General features: G+C 65.1%; 19 protein-coding genes. 10 read left to right on the top strand and 9 right to left on the bottom strand.

Translation table 11 applies throughout. The features are described 5' to 3' along the window. Positions 1 to 24: 24 nt before the first annotated feature. The 3 genes from ACSR87_RS16215 to ACSR87_RS16205 form a co-directional block, all read right to left on the bottom strand. Positions 25 to 186 (bottom strand): hypothetical protein, encoded by a 162-nt coding sequence (locus tag ACSR87_RS16215; RefSeq protein WP_004041260.1) that lies wholly within the window; start codon positions 184 to 186, stop codon positions 25 to 27. 67 nt (positions 187 to 253) lie between these two features. Then, a complete protein-coding gene (locus ACSR87_RS16210; protein WP_004061895.1) occupies positions 254 to 871 on the bottom strand; it encodes a class I SAM-dependent methyltransferase in 618 nt (205 codons plus the stop codon). Positions 872 to 1,187: 316 nt separating this feature from the next. After that, a complete protein-coding gene (locus ACSR87_RS16205; protein WP_498531268.1) occupies positions 1,188 to 1,598 on the bottom strand; it encodes a hypothetical protein in 411 nt (136 codons plus the stop codon). A gap of 421 nt (positions 1,599 to 2,019) precedes the next feature. Between ACSR87_RS16205 and ACSR87_RS16200 the strand changes: the two genes are divergently transcribed. From ACSR87_RS16200 to ACSR87_RS16185, 4 genes are all read left to right on the top strand, one after another. After that, positions 2,020 to 3,609 carry a helix-turn-helix transcriptional regulator gene (locus ACSR87_RS16200; RefSeq protein ID WP_498531267.1) on the top strand — a complete coding sequence of 530 codons (1,590 nt, stop codon included), beginning with the start codon at positions 2,020 to 2,022 and terminating at the stop codon, positions 3,607 to 3,609. A 113-nt stretch (positions 3,610 to 3,722) separates the two neighbouring features. Further along, positions 3,723 to 4,496 carry a helix-turn-helix domain-containing protein gene (locus ACSR87_RS16195; RefSeq protein WP_498531266.1) on the top strand — a complete coding sequence of 258 codons (774 nt, stop codon included), beginning with the start codon at positions 3,723 to 3,725 and terminating at the stop codon, positions 4,494 to 4,496. Positions 4,497 to 4,595: 99 nt separating this feature from the next. After that, on the top strand, positions 4,596 to 4,898 hold the full coding sequence (yciH, locus tag ACSR87_RS16190; protein WP_004041255.1) for a stress response translation initiation inhibitor YciH: 303 nt from the start codon (positions 4,596 to 4,598) through the stop codon (positions 4,896 to 4,898). Between the two features lie 170 nt (positions 4,899 to 5,068). After that, positions 5,069 to 6,103 (top strand): transcription initiation factor IIB, encoded by a 1,035-nt coding sequence (locus ACSR87_RS16185; RefSeq protein ID WP_498531265.1) that lies wholly within the window; start codon positions 5,069 to 5,071, stop codon positions 6,101 to 6,103. A 139-nt stretch (positions 6,104 to 6,242) separates the two neighbouring features. Here ACSR87_RS16185 and ACSR87_RS16180 read toward each other — a convergent pair whose 3' ends face one another. Beyond that, positions 6,243 to 6,686 (bottom strand): hypothetical protein, encoded by a 444-nt coding sequence (locus ACSR87_RS16180; protein ID WP_498531264.1) that lies wholly within the window; start codon positions 6,684 to 6,686, stop codon positions 6,243 to 6,245. A gap of 93 nt (positions 6,687 to 6,779) precedes the next feature. Continuing rightward, positions 6,780 to 7,292 (bottom strand): TRAM domain-containing protein, encoded by a 513-nt coding sequence (locus ACSR87_RS16175; RefSeq protein ID WP_498531263.1) that lies wholly within the window; start codon positions 7,290 to 7,292, stop codon positions 6,780 to 6,782. Positions 7,293 to 7,442: 150 nt separating this feature from the next. Here ACSR87_RS16175 and ACSR87_RS16170 point away from each other — a divergent pair, with 150 nt between their 5' ends. The 6 genes from ACSR87_RS16170 to ACSR87_RS16145 all read left to right on the top strand — a co-directional run bounded on the left by ACSR87_RS16170 (position 7,443) and on the right by ACSR87_RS16145 (position 13,471). After that, positions 7,443 to 7,640: a hypothetical protein gene (locus tag ACSR87_RS16170; protein WP_498531262.1), complete on the top strand. Its 198-nt coding sequence runs from the start codon at positions 7,443 to 7,445 to the stop codon at positions 7,638 to 7,640. A gap of 141 nt (positions 7,641 to 7,781) precedes the next feature. Next, entirely contained in the window at positions 7,782 to 8,840 is a 1,059-nt protein-coding gene (gene bioB / locus ACSR87_RS16165; protein ID WP_008572874.1) for a biotin synthase BioB, read from the top strand. 218 nt (positions 8,841 to 9,058) lie between these two features. Next, entirely contained in the window at positions 9,059 to 10,540 is a 1,482-nt protein-coding gene (locus ACSR87_RS16160) for an ABC transporter substrate-binding protein (protein WP_498531261.1), read from the top strand. A 22-nt stretch (positions 10,541 to 10,562) separates the two neighbouring features. Continuing rightward, a complete protein-coding gene (locus ACSR87_RS16155) occupies positions 10,563 to 11,456 on the top strand; it encodes a carbohydrate ABC transporter permease (protein WP_008572876.1) in 894 nt (297 codons plus the stop codon). Between the two features lie 4 nt (positions 11,457 to 11,460). Beyond that, on the top strand, positions 11,461 to 12,327 hold the full coding sequence (locus ACSR87_RS16150; protein ID WP_498531260.1) for a carbohydrate ABC transporter permease: 867 nt from the start codon (positions 11,461 to 11,463) through the stop codon (positions 12,325 to 12,327). Between the two features lie 10 nt (positions 12,328 to 12,337). Continuing rightward, a complete protein-coding gene (locus tag ACSR87_RS16145) occupies positions 12,338 to 13,471 on the top strand; it encodes an ABC transporter ATP-binding protein (RefSeq protein WP_498531259.1) in 1,134 nt (377 codons plus the stop codon). A 42-nt stretch (positions 13,472 to 13,513) separates the two neighbouring features. Here ACSR87_RS16145 and ACSR87_RS16140 read toward each other — a convergent pair whose 3' ends face one another. From ACSR87_RS16140 to ACSR87_RS16125, 4 genes are all read right to left on the bottom strand, one after another. Further along, positions 13,514 to 13,915: an avidin-fold protein gene (locus ACSR87_RS16140; protein ID WP_498531258.1), complete on the bottom strand. Its 402-nt coding sequence runs from the start codon at positions 13,913 to 13,915 to the stop codon at positions 13,514 to 13,516. Between the two features lie 112 nt (positions 13,916 to 14,027). Further along, positions 14,028 to 14,213, bottom strand: a complete 186-nt coding sequence (locus tag ACSR87_RS16135; RefSeq protein ID WP_498531257.1) for a hypothetical protein — start codon at positions 14,211 to 14,213, stop codon at positions 14,028 to 14,030. Positions 14,214 to 14,890: 677 nt separating this feature from the next. Then, complete coding sequence (locus ACSR87_RS16130; protein ID WP_498531256.1) at positions 14,891 to 15,658, bottom strand: IclR family transcriptional regulator; 768 nt, start codon at positions 15,656 to 15,658, stop codon at positions 14,891 to 14,893. A gap of 109 nt (positions 15,659 to 15,767) precedes the next feature. Beyond that, positions 15,768 to 16,874, bottom strand: coding sequence for a Gfo/Idh/MocA family protein (locus ACSR87_RS16125; RefSeq protein ID WP_498531255.1), 1,107 nt, complete (start codon positions 16,872 to 16,874; stop codon positions 15,768 to 15,770). Positions 16,875 to 16,889: the final 15 nt, after the last annotated feature.

The raw sequence follows: 16,889 nt of genomic DNA, 5'->3' as shown, positions 1-16,889 counted from the left end.
CAGCAGATGCCCTCGTCCCACCCGTCAGTCGAGTTCGTCGAACGAGTCGACCTCGTCCCAGCAGGAACACGGCAGGTCGTCCAGAGAGGTGACTTCGTCCGGGAGGCTGGTGATGGGAATCCCGGACCCGGCCTCGTCGCAGTCCTGTTGGTGAACGCTGAAGTCGTCGCTGGACATCGTGTACATGGTCAGCACGCCCTGTTCGCCGGCTTCATTGAAACAAGTTGTGAGTGTGGCAGACGAGCGCGGGGCGTCAGAGAACCCGGAAGACGCGAACCGTGTCGCGCTTGCCCGGCTCGCAGAGCAGTTGGGCGAGGCCGAGGTCGGAAAACTCGTCTTTCCAGTTGCGGTGATACAGCGGAAAGTCGTCGTTGACGTAGCTCACCTCGGAGCCGGCGCGCCCGCGGGTCGGGCCGTTGCCCTCGTTTTCGGCGGTTATCACGAGGTCCGAGGAGACGCGGGCGATTTCCTCGAACACCCAGGTGTCGTCGGGGTGGACGTGCTGGAGCGTCTCGACGGAGTAGATAACGTCGAACTTGTCGTCGGGGAAGTCGGGGAGCAGGTCCTCGATTGCGCCGGTGAGGAACGTGCCGGTATCAACGAGTTCGGGGAAGTACTCGGCCATCACCTCGAAGGAGTCGTCGTTGATGTCGATGCCGGTGATGTCCTCGTAGCCGCGGTCGTGGAGGTGTGCGAGGTGGCGACCGGAGCTACATCCGAGTTCGAGAATCGACGCGTCCTCCGCCGCGTAGTGCTCGAACACGGTCGCGAGCGTCTCGCTGACCTCGTTCGGGCCGATCTGGGCGTAGTACTCCGGCGAGAAGTCGCCGGAGCGCTCGGCCCATCCGCGGTGGTTGTCGTCTGCGTCCATACCCCGAGTAGCGAGCGGGCGGGTAAATGTTCCGCGGAGTGTGCGCCGGCGGTGCGACGCGCGAGGAGGGTCCGAGAACGCAGAGCGGTCGCCCGGGTCGAGTGCGCTGGAGGGCGCAAGGGAGCGCACAGGAGGGCGCGGTTGGGAGGGGTGCGTCAGGGGGGATTCGGCTGCCCCGCGAAGGGACTGGGAGCGAGTGTGTCGTGGAGGGCTGGAGGGGTGAGCGCCGCCGCGGGCACGAGCAGTCGGGTGTACCAGTCGAGCGTACCGTGCCTCGCTCGCGGCGCGTGCGCCAGCGGGTCGTCGACCGCGGTCGTTACGCCGAGTCGTCGGTCGTCGTCTCGTTCTCGGTCATCGTCTCGTTCTCGGTCGTCGTCGCGTTCTCGGTCATCGTCTCGCTTTCCGTCATCGTCTCGTCTTCCGTCATCTCGTCGTCGGTCGTTCCGTCGTCGGTTGTCGATGCGTCTTCCGTCGTTTCTTCCTCGGCTGTCTCTATCGTCGCCGTCTCGTCTTCTGTCGTCGCTATCGTCGTCTCGTCCTCGGTCGTCGTCCCGACACCACCGGTCTCGGCTGTCGTCTCGGTACCGCCGACCGCGGGTTCGCCGTCCGTGCCGTTCGTACCGTTCACGGGACCACCACCACCGCCCGTGTCCGTACAGCCGGCGAGTGCGACGGTCGCTACCGCGACGCCGACACCGAACTGCCGTCGAGTGAGCGTTTCGCGCATCGCAGTCAGCAGTCTCGCTCGGCGGATGATAATGGGGGAGAGTCGTCCCGACCGTTCTCCCCCTGAACAACCGTTTCGAGTGACTGTTTCGACCGTTTCAGTCAGATTAACGGAACGTTCGCCAGCCAACCGAGGGCCGACGAGGGCAACACGGTACGGCGGTTGTCTCGTCTCTCCGGAGCGACCCGTCGAGAGGCGGCGGCCGAGTGGTCGCGGACGGCGACGAACGACATCGAGAAGCGATAGACCCGCCTGTGAACCTCGGTGGCGACTGTCGATACCGACACCCGGACCAGCAGAAAATACAGTATTTGAAAATAGTCAGACCAAATTGACTGTCGGAATAATTGTAAAAAATATTCAATGAGCAGATAAACAAAACATTATGCACTAGCAGAGTCGACAGATAAAGAACAAACACATGCCAGTCAAACGCGTCTCGGGGGTCGGATGGACGCTCGTCGCGGCGTTACTCGTCGTCGCGGTCGCCGTCTCACCGGTCGTCGTCGCCGCGGATGGCATCGAGGTGCGTGCGGTCGACCACGGCGGCCCGGGCGTCGTCGCGACCGAGAACGGCCGGCCGTACGTCGCCTCGTGGCAACCCTCGACGGTTTCGGTGACCGTCGCGGGAGACGGCAACGACACCGAGGTCTGCTTGCAGACCGACCGCGACGACGGCTCGACGATGCTGTTGGGGTGCGAACCGCTCAGAAGCGAGGGGGCGAACGCGACCGGCGAACGGCGCGTCGGCTTCGAGTTCGCAGCGTGGCCGGCGAACGCGACCGGCGAGCGCACCGTAACAGCGGTCGTCAGACCCGGCGACGGCGGCGAGCCGGTCGCGCAGGCGAGTCACGGCGTCACGGTGCTCGCGCCGGCCGGCGACGCCGACGGCGACAACCTCGGCAACCGGGACGAACTCGACCGCGGCACGGACGTGCTCGTCGCTGACACCGACACCGACGGCGTACCCGACGGCGAGGAGGTCAACCGCTACGAGACCGACCCGACGAGCACGGACACCGACGGCGACGAACTCAGCGACGGCGTCGAAATCAACGAGCAGGGGAGCAACCCGACCGAGATAGACACGGACGGCGACGGTCTCGACGACGGTGCGGAGGTGACGACCCACGGCACGGACCCGACGACCGCCGACACCGACGGCGACGGCCTCGACGACGGCGCGGAAGTCAACCGATACGAAACCAACCCGACAGCCACCGACACCGACGGCGACGGTCTCGACGACGGACCCGAGGTCAACGTCCACGAGACGAGCCCCACTGCCGCCGACACCGACGGCGACGGCCTCGAAGACGGCCCCGAAGTCAACCGATACGAGACGAACCCGACCGAGGCGGACACCGACGGCGACGGCCTCGACGACGGGCGCGAAGTCAACGTCATCGGGACCGACCCGAACCGCGGCGACACCGACGGCGACGGCCGCGGCGACGGTGCTGAGGTCGAAGCGGGGACTGACCCGAACGCCGCGCCGGGGGCGGTCGTCGGGTCGCTGGAACTCGGCGGCGAGGGCTGGCTGCTCGTCCTCGCGGTCGCGGCCATCGCGGTCGCCCTGCTCGTCGTCGGCGTGCGAGTCCGCGACAGCGACGCGCGAGCGAGGCTGTCCGACGTTCGCGCCCGCGCGGCGGACCACGTCGACGGCCGAGGAGACGGAGCGTCGGCGGACGCGGTCCAGACTGGCGGAAGCGACGGTGCGGCGCGTGCGCAGTCGGCCGCCAACAGTTCCCCCGCCGACGGCTCCCCCGCCGCCGAGGAACTCCTCGACGACGAGACACGCGTCCTCAGGCTCCTCGACGACAACGGCGGCCAACTCCGGCAGTCGAAAGTCGTCGAGGGCACGGAGTGGTCGAAGTCGAAGGTGAGTCGCGTCCTCTCGCGGATGGCCGACGAGGGCACCGTCGCGAAGATAAATCTCGGCCGAGAGAACCTCATCGCCCGCCCGGAGAACGTCCCCGAACACGCCCGGTCGCCGTTCGACGAGTCCTGAGCGGGCGACGCGGCGGCCGGGACGACCCGGCCCGCGAGTTGGAATCCCGAGCCGCGGACGGAGTTGGAACATACCAACCAAGAATATAGGCCTCGGGGAACTAGGGAAGACTCATGCGAGAATTCGTCTTCACCGTCGAGTACGAGCGGGGTGCCGACGAGGTGATGGACCTCTTCATCGAGAACCCGGACTTACACTCCAAGACCATGGCGATACACGCCACGAGCGAGTCGATGTGGCGGCTCGACCGCCTCACCGGGCCGACGGAGGCGCTCGAAGCGTTCGACGAGGTCATCGAGCAGGCCACCCGGTGCAACGGCGTCCTCGGGATGTGCGGCGCGCCGGTCGTCGAGTGGGAGTACGAGGTGCTCTCGGAGACGCCCAACGGGCGCATCGTCTACTCCTGCCGCGAGGAGGGCGACGGGATTCAGTCGATTCCCCACGTCGCCGCGAAGCACATCGGTGACGGCCTCCTGATGCAGGCCGAACGCCGGGGGGCACAGAACCAGTGGCGACTGCTCATCTCCGACGACGACACGGTGAGCGAGATTTACGAGGAGGTCAAAGACAGCCTCAGCGACGGCCTCTCGCTGAGCGTCCAGCGCATCAGCGAACCCGAGTGCTGGCTCGAAGAGGGCGTTTCCGCCGACGGCCTCCCGCCGGAACAGCAGGCCGCGCTCGAAGCCGCCGTCGAGTTCGGCTACTACGAGACGCCGCGCCAGCACACCGTCCAAGAAATCTCGGAGGAACTCGACATTCCGAACTCGACGCTCCAGTACCGCCTGACCCGCGCCGAGGCGTGGCTGGCCCGGCAGTTCGTCACCGGCACGCTCGGCACCGAAGTCGAAGACCGCGTCGACCCCGAACAGCTCGAAGCGAGCGCCTGACCGGCGACTCCCGGGCCGGACGCTCGACGAGAGGTGGCCACAGAACGGTTGGAACATTCCAACCACACCCTGATACGCCGCGGACGCGTACGTCGATGCGTGGGAAAGGACACTTTCAGCGACATCACCGGCCTGCCGGACGACCTCGGAATCGGCGACGACCTCGCGCGGGCGGACCAGCGCGCGTCGATTCGCGTCGACACCCGACGGTACGGCAAGCCCGTGACGGTGGTCGACGGTCTCGACCTCCCGGCCGACGAACTGGACGCCCTCGCGTCGACGTTGAAGCGACGGCTCGCGGTCGGCGGGACCGTGACCGACGGGCGCATCGAACTGCAGGGCGAACACGGCGAGCGCCTCGAAGCCGCGCTCCGCGACGAGGGCTTCGGCGTCGAGCGCTGAGCGTGTTGTCGTGATTCGATAGCTCTCGCGGCCGAAAGGGGCGGATAACTGACGCGGCAACCGACGTGCGAGCGGCCAGTGTCTCCCGGTTGCGTATCCCGGAAACGAACGCATTTGGTATATTCCAAACGAGAGCCCATTACCCTGGGTCCGGAATACAGAGGTACTCAATGGACACGAAACACGTCGACTGGCGTTCGATGCGAGACGAGTCGGCACCGGCGGCGGGACCCGAGGCCCGACAGTCCGGCGACGAGCGCGACGAGGGCGAGGCCGAGACCGAATCGGCCGAGGCGGCGGTCGCGGAGCGGACCGACCTCGTCTACGACGAGCAGCACGGCGAGTGGGTCGACCCCGAGACGGGCGAAATTCTCCGCGAGGACGAAATCGACCGCGGCCCCGAATGGCGCGCGTTCGACGCCGCGGAGCGCGACCAGAAATCCCGCGTCGGGTCGCCGACGACGAACATGATGCACGACAAGGGACTGTCGACTAACATCGGCTGGCAGAACAAAGACGCCTACGGCAACTCCCTGTCGACGGGCCAGCGCCAGAAGATGCAGCGCCTCCGAACGTGGAACGAGCGGTTCCGAACCCGCGACTCCAAAGAGCGGAACCTCAAGCAGGCGCTCGGTGAGGTCGAGCGGATGGGGTCGGCGCTCGGGCTTCCGGACACCGTCCGCGAGACCGCTTCGGTCATCTACCGCCGCGCGCTCAACGACGACCTGCTGCCCGGCCGCTCCATCGAGGGCGTCGCCACCGCCGCAATCTACGCCGCCGCTCGGCAGGCCGGCGTCCCGCGCTCCCTCGACGAGGTGCGGCGCGTCTCCCGCGTCGACAAGATGGAACTCACCCGGACGTACCGCTACGTCTCCCGCGAGCTGGGGCTGGATATGAAGCCGGCGGACCCGGCGCAGTACCTCCCGCGGTTCGTCTCCGAACTCGACGTGAGCGACGACGTGGAGCGCCGCGCCCGGTCGCTCCTCGACAACGCGAAGCGGCAGGGCATCCACAGCGGCAAGAGCCCCGTCGGACTCGCGGCGGCGGCCATCTACGCCGGCGCGCTCCTCGCCGACGAGGAACTGACGCAGTCCGAGGTGAGCGACGTGACCGACATCAGCGAAGTGACCATCAGAAACCGCTACCGCGAACTCCTCGAAGCGACCCAGAAACCGGGCGAAAGGGCCGTCGGGTCGACCGCCTAAGCGGACGTTTCGAGCGCGAGAAGACGCTTCTTTCTTCGATTCGCGTCGTTTTTAGGCGACTCGTTCGGACTGCTCGACCCGTTCACCCATTCAGACTGTGCGGGTTCGACCGCGGGCGACGCGCGCCGTTCTCACGCCGTCAGCGGTTGCACGAACACGACGACGACGCGCGAGCCGAACTGCCGCGACCCGGCAGCGCGTCGCGGACGCGGTTAGCGAGTGCGCCCGCGGTTTCGCGGACTCCCCCCTCGGCGCTCGATTCGGCGCGTCGTTCCCGGTAGTCGAAGTAGAGCGCCGTCGGGAGGAGAAGCGAGGCGTACGCGCCGCTGACGGCGACGGCGATCTGCATCGGATGGTCTGCGGGGATGACCGCCCAGCCGACCGCGATGAGCCCCCACAGCGCGATTCCCTGCCGAATGGTCGGACACCATCGGCTCGTGCGCGCTGACTGCGACTGCACGTCAGCGGCGGCGTCCATGCCGGCGTCATCGCTCGGTTCGGACGCCGGGCGGTCCGTTCGATGGGACTCGGCTCGCGCATCGTCGGAGAGCGCGGAGGCGTGACGGAACGTTCGTTCGGACATAGAATGGTATCGGCGGCTACGGTTCCGAACCTAATGTGGTCTCGTTTGGAATATACCAACCACGAGGGCAGAGCCGGCGTTCGGACCCGCGGGTCAGACGCTCGCGCCGTCCACCGGTTCCGCGAACGCGACGGTCTGTTTCACGTCGGTGACTTCGACCTCGACGCGGTCGCCGGGTTCCGTGCCGGGGACGATGATGACGAATCCGCGTTCGACCTTCGCGATGCCGTCGCCTTGGTCACCGAGCGTGTCGATGATGACGGACCGAACGTCGCCCTCCGCGACGGGCGGTTGTCGCGGCTGGGAGTGCGCTCCGCGGGGTCCAGACGCGGTGTCGGCGGCGGATTCTCGAGCGGGGTCCGAATCGATGTCACGGTCGTCAGCGGTCGTCGTCGTCGCCGCCGTCGTCGCCGCCGTCGATTCGACAGCGGCCTCGGTCGCCGACGCGGCGTGCGGACTCGAAAGCAGCGCGACGCGGTACAGTTCCTCCGTCGAAATCGACCCGTTTTCGACGAGTTCGGTCGGAATCGACACCACGTAACGGTCGCCGTCTCGCTCGACCGACGTCTCGAAAAGGAGCCGAAGAGAATCTGAGATATCAGTCACTACCGCTACTTCGACTCAAACAAAATAAAAGGTGGTGAAAGTGACTACCGTTTCGGTCGCCGAGACACGATAGAATCCCCCGGAAATCCGATTCGACCCGAACGGAATCGTCCCCGAAGACACATGTCAACCCAATTTGAACTATCGGGCATGGCACGCGATACACTCGTTTCGTGGCAGACGTTCGCGCTGTTCGTCCTGTTTCCGCCGGCGGCGCTCGTCGCCCTCGTGTTCTTTCCCCTGACGCTGCTCGTCTTCGGGTGGCTGTACTACCGCGGCAAGTACGAGTCGATACAGGAATCCGACGGCGAGCAGACGGCCGTGGAGTCGAGCGACGCCGCTCGGTGAGTACGCATCCGCGGGCGCGAACGTGACCGGGCAACCGCCCGAGGGGTCGGCCGTCCCCACACACGGCCGAGCACTTCTCGCCGGGAAGACGAATGTCGACGAGACAACGGATTTTTGAGTTCGTCAACAAAGTATCGGTGTATGGTTTACGAGACTGGGAACCCGACTGTCGACGACGCGGTGCGGCGGGTGCTCGACGGCGACGAACTCGACCGGACCGACGGGATAGCGCTCATCGCGCAGCCGGTCGAGGCGCTCGCGGCGGGGGCCGACTACGTCCGTTCCGTTCGCTCGGACGGGACCGTCGACGCCTGTTCCATCGTTAACGCCAAGGCCGGCGATTGCGCCGAGGACTGCGGTTTCTGCGCGCAGTCGGCGCACTTCGACACCGGCATCGAGACGCACGGCTTTCTCGGGCCGGAGGCGGTGTTAGACGCCGCGCGGCGCGCCGAACGCGACGGCGCACAGCGGTTCGGCATCGTCGTCGCCGAGAAGGGCGTCTCGAAGGAGCGCCGCCCCGACGAGTGGGCGGAGGTGCTGGCGGCGATTCGCCTCGTTCGCGACGAGACGAGCGTCGAAATCGACGCCTCGCTCGGCCTGCTCACCGAGGAGGAGGCGCGAATCCTCTCTGCGGAGGGTGTGAACCACTACAACCACAACATCGAAACCTCACCGCGATACTTCGACGAGGTGGTCGGAACCCACGACTTCGAGGACCGACTTGTGACGCTCCGGCGGGCGAAAGACGCCGGGATGGACCTCTGTGCCGGCGTCATCCTCGGAATGGGCGAGACGCCGGCGGACCGGGTCGACGCCGCTCTCGAACTCCAGAAAGTCGGCGTCGAGTCGCTCCCGGTGAACGTGCTCAACCCCGTCCCCGGCACGCCGCTCGGCGACGCCGACCACGCCGACATCACGACGACGGAACTCGTCAAGACCGTCGCAGTCTACCGACTGCTCCACCCCGACGCGCGCGTCCGTTTGACCGGCGGGCGGGAAGTAAATCTCGCGCCCGACGAGCAACACCTGCCGTTCGAGGCCGGCGCGGACGGCGTCCTCACCGGCGATTACCTGACGACCGACGGCCAGTCGCCGGCGGCCGATATCGAGGTCGTCGAGCGGGCGGGGCTCGAACCGAACCGCGCGGTCAACGACTTCGACGTGGACGCGGTCAAGCGCCGGGAGTCCAGAGACGACTGAGCGGTGTGGCCGAATCGGACCATCACCGGAGGACGCGCCGCTCACCCGAGGAGGCTGTGCCGAGACAGGAGCGAGATGTCCTGCCGATGGAGCGCTCGGTTTGACGCGACGATGTCCGTATATTATACATCAATCAGAGCAGTATTGGGCACACCATAGAACAACATATGTCTAATTATCTTGTCTATAATAGTAAAATTTAAACTATATGTTCGGATATGTCCCGGTACATGCCTGAAAATGGCCCTGGCGGCGAGCGAGCCGAAACGACGAACCGAGCTATCGGACGCACAACCAGTCGGCGCGGATTCCTCGCAACGGCGGGGGCCGTCGGCGTCGCGGGACTCGCGGGCTGTTCCGGCGGTGGGGGCGACTCACCGACCGGGACCGAGGGCGGAAGCGGGAGCACCGAACAGTCGGGAACGACGGCCGGGACATCCGGAGCGCAGGACGTGACCGTCTCGTTTTGGCACATCTTCGGCGGCGAACTCGGCCAGACGCTGGGAGACATGGCCGCCGAGTTCTCACGGCAGAACGACGGAATCACCATCGAGGCGGTCAACAACGGCGGCTACCGGCAGAACCTCAACCAGTCGTTGCAGGCGTCGCGGGCCGGCGACCCGCCGGGTATCGTCCAGATATTCGAGGTCGGGACGCGACTCGCGCTCGACAGCGGCTCGTTCACGCCGGTCGAGGAGATTCTGCCGGAAGACGAAATCGACTTCGACGACTTCCTGCCGTCAGTCTTGAACTACTACCGCATGGATGGGACGTTGAACTCGATGCCGTTCAACTCCTCGAACACCATCATGCTCTACAACAAGACCGCGTTCGAGGCGGCCGGACTCGACCCCGAAAGCCCGCCGCGGAGTCTCGCGGAGGTCCGGCAGGCCGCACAGACCATCGTCGACCAGACCGACATGGAGAGCGGAATCAGCTGGCCGAACCACACCTGGATGCAGGTCGAACAACAGTTCGCCAAACAGGACCAAGTGCTCGTGAACCAAGAGAACGGCCGCAACGGACGACCCGACCAGACGTTCTTCAACTCCGAGGCGGGGCGCAGCGTCTACTCCTGGTGGAAGGGGATGGCCCAAGACGGCCTCTATCTCAACCCCGGCATCGAGGCGTGGGGCGAAGCGCGACAGGCGTTCCTCACCGGGAAAGTGCCGATGCTGTGGGACTCCACGTCCAACATCGTCTCGATGCAGTCCGGCGCGAAGGAGAACGGCTTCGAACTCGGCTCCGGCTACCTGCCGACGCCCGACGGCGCGAACACCGGCGTCGTCATCGGCGGGGGGTCACTGTGGGTGCCCGACGCACTCTCCGACGAGAAAAAGCAGGCCGCGGGAGAGTTCATCGCCTACGTCACCCAGACCGAACAGCAGGCGCGCTGGCACCGCAACAGCGGCTACTTCCCGGTCCGACAGAGCTCCATCGACCGGCTCACGGACGACGGCTGGTTCGAGAACAACCCCAACTTCAGCACGGCGTTCGACCAGCTACAAGACACCGAAGACACGCCCGCGACTCGCGGCGCGGTGATGGGTGTGTTCCCCAAGACTCGGTCGATTAACGAGGAGATATCGGTCAGCATCATCAACGACCAACTCGGCGTCGAGGAGGGACTGTCGCGGATGGACACGCAGGTCGGCGAGGCGCTCGCCGGGTACAACGGCAACTACGACGGGAGCCAGTAGGCTCCCCCGACACGTCAGCCACATGTCTACTGCCACAAAACCGTACGATTCGACGCTTCAGGCGGCGCTGTTGTTGCTCCCGACAGCGGCGGTACTCGTCGCGTTTCTGTACTACCCCGCGCTCGAAACGTTCCGTCTCAGCCTCTACGAGACGCTGTTTCTCGGACAGCGACAGACGTGGACCGGGCTCGGGAACTTCGTCACCCTGCTCACCTCGGGCACCTACCAGTACAGCTTCTTCATCACGGTCGCGTTCGCGGCGGTCGTCGTCTTCGGGACGCTCGGCGTCTCGCTGCTGATCGGCTACCTGATATTCTCCGTCGACGTTCGGTCGTCCGTCTATCTCGTCGCCGCGATTTGGCCGTACGCGCTCCCGCCGGCGGTCGCCGCGATTCTCCTGAACTTCATTCTCCACCCGAACCTCGGCATCTTCACCCACTACCTCGAACTCCTGACGCCGCTCACCTTGGACTGGTTCAACGACGGCCCGCAGGCGTTCGCCATCCTTGCGGTCGTCGCCGTCTGGAAACAGCTCGGCTACAACATCATCTTCATCGTCGCCGCGCTGAACAACATCCCAGAGATACTGACCGAAAACGCCCGCCTCGACGGCGTCGGTCGGGTCAGGATGCTGTACAAGGTGTACGTGCCGATGATTGCGCCGACGATGACGTTCCTCGTCGTCATGAACACGATATACGCGTTCTTCTCGACGTTCCCGCTCGTCGACCTGATGACGAGCGGCGGGCCGAGCGACGCCACGAACTTCCTGATATTCAAGCTCTACCGCGACGCCTTCCAGTTCAACAGCCTCGGGCTGGCGTCCGCGCAGTCCGTGATTCTGTTCGTCGTCGTCTCGGTGCTGATGTACGTCCAGCTTCGGTTCGCGTCGGGCTACGGGCGGTACGGAGGATAACGAGATGGCCACAGAAACAGACACAACGACGTTCGACGCGGGAAGACTCGCGCACCGACTGCCGGACGACGCGCTGCTGCACGGCGGCATCGTCTTCTCGATTCTCCTGATGGCGTCGCCGCTGCTGCTCGCGATTATCATGAGCACGCAGTCGACATCGGAGGTGTATCAGGTGACGAACCTCGGCCTCGGGTCGAAGGGGCTGTCGAACTACTCGGACGCGCTCGTGAACTACGACTTCAGCACGTACATGCTGAACTCGTTGGTGATGAGCGTCGTCGTCGTCGTCGGGAAAGTCACGCTCTCGCTTTTCGCGGCGCTCGCGCTCGTCTACTACCGCTTCCCGTACGAGCGGGCGGTGTTCATGTTCATCCTGCTGACGCTGTTGTTGCCGGTGCCGGTTCGAATCGTCCCGCTGTTCCAGCTGATGGCCGACCTCGGCTGGACGAACTCCCTGTTGGCGTTGACCGGACCGTACATCGCGAGCGCGACGGCCGTGTTCCTCTTTCGCCAGCAGTTCATGGGAATCCCGGCCTCGCTCGTCGAGGTCGCGCGCCTCGACGGCGTCGGCCCGCTCACCTTCCTGTTCAGGGTGCTCGTCCCGATGTCGAGAGGGATGATCGCCGGAGTGTGCGTTATCACGTTCATCTACACGTGGAACCAGTTCCTCTGGCCGCTGGTCGTCGTGACCGACAAGAGCAGTCAGGTCGTCCAAGTCGGGATTCGGTACCTCCAGGGCTCCGCGCAGGCGGGGCTGACGCAGTGGGGGCTCATCATGGCCGGTGCGGTCCTCGCGTTGCTCCCGCCGCTCGTGGTGCTCGTCGTGCTGCACCGACCGCTCCTGCGAACGCTCACCATCCAACAGAAATAGCGAACTCACCATGTCAGACATCACGATTCAGAACTTACGGAAGACGTACGACGACGTGCGCGCCGTGAAGGGTATCGACCTCGACATCGACGACGGGGAGTTCCTCGTCGTCGTCGGCCCCTCGGGGTGCGGGAAATCCACGACGCTCCGGATGCTCGCCGGCCTCGAATCGGTGACGGACGGCTCCATCGCCATCGGCGACCGCGTCGTCAACGAGGTGCCGCCGAAGGACCGGAGCATCGCGATGGTGTTTCAGAACTACGCGCTGTACCCCCACATGACGGCGGCCGAGAACATGAAGTTCGGCATGAAATCGGCCAGCGACTTCTCCGCCGACGAAATCGAACGGCGCGTGGAAGACGCCACCGAGACGCTCGGTATCGCACACCTCCGCGACCGGAAACCGAAGGAACTCTCCGGCGGGGAGCGACAGCGGGTTGCCATCGGCCGGGCGCTCGTCCGCGAACCGGACGTGTTCCTGCTGGACGAGCCGCTTTCGAACCTCGACGCGAAGCTCCGGGTGCAGATGCGCGCCGAGTTGCTCAAACTCCACCGCGACCTCGATACGACGACCGTCTACGTCACCCACGACCAGACGGAGGCGATGACGCTCGGCGACAGAGTCGCCGTGCTCGAAGACGGGAAACTCCAGCAGGTCGCGCCGCCGCAGGAACTGTACGACTACCCGACGAACCGGTTCGTCGCCGGCTTCGTCGGCGAGCCCGCGATGAACTTTGTTCCCGTGACGGTCCGCCGGCGGAGGAGCGAACTCGTCGCCGAAGGGCCGGGCCTCTCGCTCACGCTCCCCGACGGCTCCGGGCTGGACGACGTGGACGACGACGGCCTCACCCTCGGCGTCAGGCCCGAAGACGTGTCTCTCGTCTCGAACACCGCCGGGGCGTCGGAGTCGTTCACCGCCGAGGTGACGGTCACCGAACCGCTCGGCGAACTCCTGCTTCTGCACTGTCGCCTCGGCGACGAGGAGATTCGGGTCAAAGTCGAGCCGCGAAGCCGAATCGCGGCCGGAGACACCGTCGAACTCGCCGTCGATACGGACCGTCTGCACCTGTTCGATTCGAGCGGCGACGCCGTCTACCACTCGTCGGTTCCCGAGCGGGCGACCGAGAGCGTCGTAGCCGACTGACGAGGCGAGCGGCGAGCGGCGAAGCGAGCGCGGGGCGCGTCGCTACCGCCCGTCGAACGCCTCGGGCGACAGGTCGAGTCCCGCCCGCTCCTCGTCGGTGAGTTCTTCGAGGACGCTCGTGCCGGACCCCGGTTTCGAGTCCCACGACCAGTCCTCGTGGAGGCGGAGGCGGCCGTCTTCCAGTCGCTCGATGCGGTCCGTCGAGTGCCCGGTCGCGGTCGTCCCGTCGTCGGTGACGTGGGAGTATCGGAAGTCGAGCGTGTCGCCGCGGTGGAGGCCGACGAGGTGGCCCAGCCTGACGGTTCCGCCGCGGTACGTCGCGTGAAGCAGGTCGTCGGACTGGTCGAACCAGAAGTAAGTGTCGCCGCCGACGTCGCCGCTCTCGGCGTTGGCGACCGATTTGAAGACGCGCCCGTCGAGCGACGGCGCGTGAGATTCGGACATAGTCCGTGTGCGAGGCGGACCGTTATGAGTGGTCCGCCGAGAACTGCGAGCGGCCGACTTCCCCCCGGTCGACCGCCCGTCGCGGCCCCCGCACCACCACTACCACCAGCGGTCAGTAGCCACTCCGACCACCCGAACCGGAGTCAGAGCCGTTTTTGACCGCGTCAGTCGCCTTTTCGATGCCTTTCTTGGCTTGCTCCTCGCTCACCTTCGTCCGCTTGCCGACCTGTTTGGCGACTTCGTCTTCGTGGCCCTCTACGAGTCCGAGCAGCCGTCGAAGCTTGCTCACCACGCTCATGGCGTCGGCAGTAGCGACTCCTCGGACGAAAAGGTGGTGGCCGTCGAACGAACACGGCTGGTTTCGAGAGCATACGTCGATAAAATATAAATAATCAGATATACATTTGAAAGTGGTATTTTTCGAGATATTACCTCGAATCTCGATTCGTGGTTCGGGCGTACAAGCGAACGGCCGCGAGAGGAGAACGAGCCGTAACGGCTGTTAGTTCGACGTTCACGGGTTCTTTTCGGAGGTAGGTCGTAACGGTACAGACCAGCGTTGGCCGGTACCGGAAATCCGAGCCGAAAATCCGTCCGAACGGGTTATCTGGTCGCCTTCGCCGTCTCAGAGATCGGATAGTGGCTTCGCGGACATCGTCGAACGTGAGTCAAGAGATGGCACCTCAGAAGCGAAATAGTATAGAGTTCTGATGATATCGTGGATTAGTATTTTATTCGATATTTTGATTACGCCGGCCGTAATCGAGAGCGTGCGGTCACCGCGTCCGAGCGCCCGCTCAGACAGGTGGAGCGATACGAGAATATATTACAGACGTACGACCGTAATTTGTTGATTCGTCGTGATAATCCAGCGGAGAGAGTGACTGTAACAATCATGGGTATATAATGTTCGGCAGTTTCGAACGGTCGAGGATGCTCGACCGCGGGGAGTGACGCGGAGCGGCCCCACCCCAGTCACGCGAGCGCGAGTTCCAGTTCGAACTCGCTGACGATGTCTTTGACCGTGTGCGCGAGTTCGGCTTTCCTGTCCTCACCAGTCACCGAGTGAGCCGGCCCCGTGACGCTGAAACCGCCGATAACGTCGCCCGAACGGCGTGTCGCGGCGACGCCGATGGCGTAGAGTTCGTTGAAGTTCTCGGCGCGGTTAACGGCGTAGCCCTGCTCGCGGACGCGCTCCAGTTCCTCGAACAGCGCCTCGCGGTCGGTGGTGGTGTTTTCCGTCTCCTGCGGCAGGCCCCACCGGTCGAGTATCTGTTCGATGCGCGGCTCGGGGAGTTCCGCGAGAATCGCCTTCCCGACGGCGGTGTTGTGCAGGAACAACCGATTGCCGAGTTGCTCGTGGGACCACCCCATCTTGCTCCCCGAGGCGGTGTGCAGGAAGACGGCCTTCCCACCCATCTCGACGGTGAAAATCGACCGGAGGCGGGTCTCTTCGAACAGTCGCTCGGTGAACTGCCGCGCGAGGACGAACGCCGGTTCCCGCGTCCGGACTTGGTTCCCCAACCGAAGTAGTTCCGGGCCGATGAAGTAGAAATCGCCCTCCTTGATGACGAACTGCTCCTGCTTGAGCGTCGCGAGGTGACCGTGAATCGTGCTCTTGGGCTTGTCCATCCGCTCGGCGATTTCGGAGACTCGCGCGCCGTCTATCGCTTCGAGTTGCTTCAGAATCGCTATCGAGGTGGCGGTCGTCCGGAGCGTCTTTGACGAGTTATCCGTTGGCATACCCCAATGTTTTCGGCTATATATTTAAAGTTCAGGATGGTCGAACGGCTAAGCGGACGCGGTCTCAGCGAGACGGTGTTGGGCGGCGTCTGGGCGGCGTCGACCGACGTCACCCCTCGACTTCGACCCACCCGCCGCGCTCGCCGGACTCGTACGCTGCGTCGAGGACGCGCAGCAGTTGCACGGCGTCGTCGACCGTCGCGGGCACGTCGCCGGTCTCGTAGCCCGCGAAGTAGTCCTCGAAGTAGTCCTGCACGAAGTCGCCCCACGCCGGGAAGCGGTCGTACGTGAACTCGAACTCGACGGTCCGCTTCGGCGCGGCGGTCCAGTCGGGGTGCTCCGATGTGATATCGAGCGGGACCGTGGGTTCGTGCTGCAGCGAGTCGTGGTGCAGCGGCGTCAGCGCTTGTCCCTCGGTGCCGTAGAGCCCGAGGTGCGTGTCCTTGCCGCGGTCGCTCAGGTAGTAGCCGGTGTGGTACGTGCCGAGCGTCCCGCTTTCGGTCTCGAACTGGAGGACGGCACCGGCTTCCACGTCCGCCTCGACGGCGTCGTGGAACCGGGCGTTCACCCGCACGATGGGGTCGTCGAGAATCCACGGCATCACGTCGACCCAGTGCGGGCCAATCCACTGGAGCGCGCCGCCGCGGCTCGTCTCGCGGTCGTAGAGGTAGTGGTCGGTGTCCCGGTAGGAGAGTTGGCTGGCGTTGAAGCGGCCGTCAAGCGTCCACACGTCACCGAAGAAGCCCTCCGAAACCCGGTCGCGGAGCGTCATCGCGACGGGGTTGCGCCGGTAGTACATCGTCGGCGAGACGGTCACGCCGAGCTCGTTGGCGCGGTCAGCGATATCTTCGAGGTCGGCGGCGGTCCGAGCGATGGGTTTCTCGCTGATGACGTGAACGCCGTTCTCGACGGCGCTCTCGATGATTGCCGGCGTCTCGTCGCTCCGGTAGGTTATCCACACCACGTCGATGTCGGCGTCGGAGACGAGTTCGTGAGGGTCCTCGTACACCGCCGCGCCGCCGACGAGATCCGCCATATCCTGTCCCTCGGTCGTGATTTCGTCGGGGCGGTCGTCCATCGCCGCGATGTTCCCCACGTCGACCCGTCGTCCGGGTTCGCAGACCGCGGTAATCGTCGCGTCCAACTCGCTCGCGACGGCGAAGTAGGGGTCCCGGTGGTGGTGGTCGATACCGATGTATCCGATGTTCGCACCCATACACGTAGTTCACCG

This window comes from Haloferax sp. SDI50 (assembly GCF_059802635.1).
This window is presented reverse-complemented; position numbering and strand designations above follow the sequence as displayed.

Excerpts from the sequence above, each read along its gene's own strand:
- ACSR87_RS16215 (WP_004041260.1), bottom strand. The coding sequence starts at position 186 with ATGTACACGATGTCCAGCGACGACTTCAGCGTTCACCAACAGGACTGC.
- ACSR87_RS16210 (WP_004061895.1), bottom strand. The coding sequence starts at position 871 with ATGGACGCAGACGACAACCACCGCGGATGGGCCGAGCGCTCCGGCGAC.
- ACSR87_RS16205 (WP_498531268.1), bottom strand. The coding sequence starts at position 1,598 with ATGCGCGAAACGCTCACTCGACGGCAGTTCGGTGTCGGCGTCGCGGTA.
- ACSR87_RS16200 (WP_498531267.1), top strand. The coding sequence starts at position 2,020 with ATGCCAGTCAAACGCGTCTCGGGGGTCGGATGGACGCTCGTCGCGGCG.
- ACSR87_RS16195 (WP_498531266.1), top strand. The coding sequence starts at position 3,723 with ATGCGAGAATTCGTCTTCACCGTCGAGTACGAGCGGGGTGCCGACGAG.
- ACSR87_RS16185 (WP_498531265.1), top strand. The coding sequence starts at position 5,069 with ATGGACACGAAACACGTCGACTGGCGTTCGATGCGAGACGAGTCGGCA.
- ACSR87_RS16180 (WP_498531264.1), bottom strand. The coding sequence starts at position 6,686 with ATGTCCGAACGAACGTTCCGTCACGCCTCCGCGCTCTCCGACGATGCG.
- ACSR87_RS16170 (WP_498531262.1), top strand. The coding sequence starts at position 7,443 with ATGGCACGCGATACACTCGTTTCGTGGCAGACGTTCGCGCTGTTCGTC.
- bioB (WP_008572874.1), top strand. The coding sequence starts at position 7,782 with ATGGTTTACGAGACTGGGAACCCGACTGTCGACGACGCGGTGCGGCGG.
- ACSR87_RS16160 (WP_498531261.1), top strand. The coding sequence starts at position 9,059 with ATGTCCCGGTACATGCCTGAAAATGGCCCTGGCGGCGAGCGAGCCGAA.
- ACSR87_RS16155 (WP_008572876.1), top strand. The coding sequence starts at position 10,563 with ATGTCTACTGCCACAAAACCGTACGATTCGACGCTTCAGGCGGCGCTG.
- ACSR87_RS16150 (WP_498531260.1), top strand. The coding sequence starts at position 11,461 with ATGGCCACAGAAACAGACACAACGACGTTCGACGCGGGAAGACTCGCG.
- ACSR87_RS16145 (WP_498531259.1), top strand. The coding sequence starts at position 12,338 with ATGTCAGACATCACGATTCAGAACTTACGGAAGACGTACGACGACGTG.
- ACSR87_RS16140 (WP_498531258.1), bottom strand. The coding sequence starts at position 13,915 with ATGTCCGAATCTCACGCGCCGTCGCTCGACGGGCGCGTCTTCAAATCG.
- ACSR87_RS16135 (WP_498531257.1), bottom strand. The coding sequence starts at position 14,213 with ATGAGCGTGGTGAGCAAGCTTCGACGGCTGCTCGGACTCGTAGAGGGC.
- ACSR87_RS16130 (WP_498531256.1), bottom strand. The coding sequence starts at position 15,658 with ATGCCAACGGATAACTCGTCAAAGACGCTCCGGACGACCGCCACCTCG.
- ACSR87_RS16125 (WP_498531255.1), bottom strand. The coding sequence starts at position 16,874 with ATGGGTGCGAACATCGGATACATCGGTATCGACCACCACCACCGGGAC.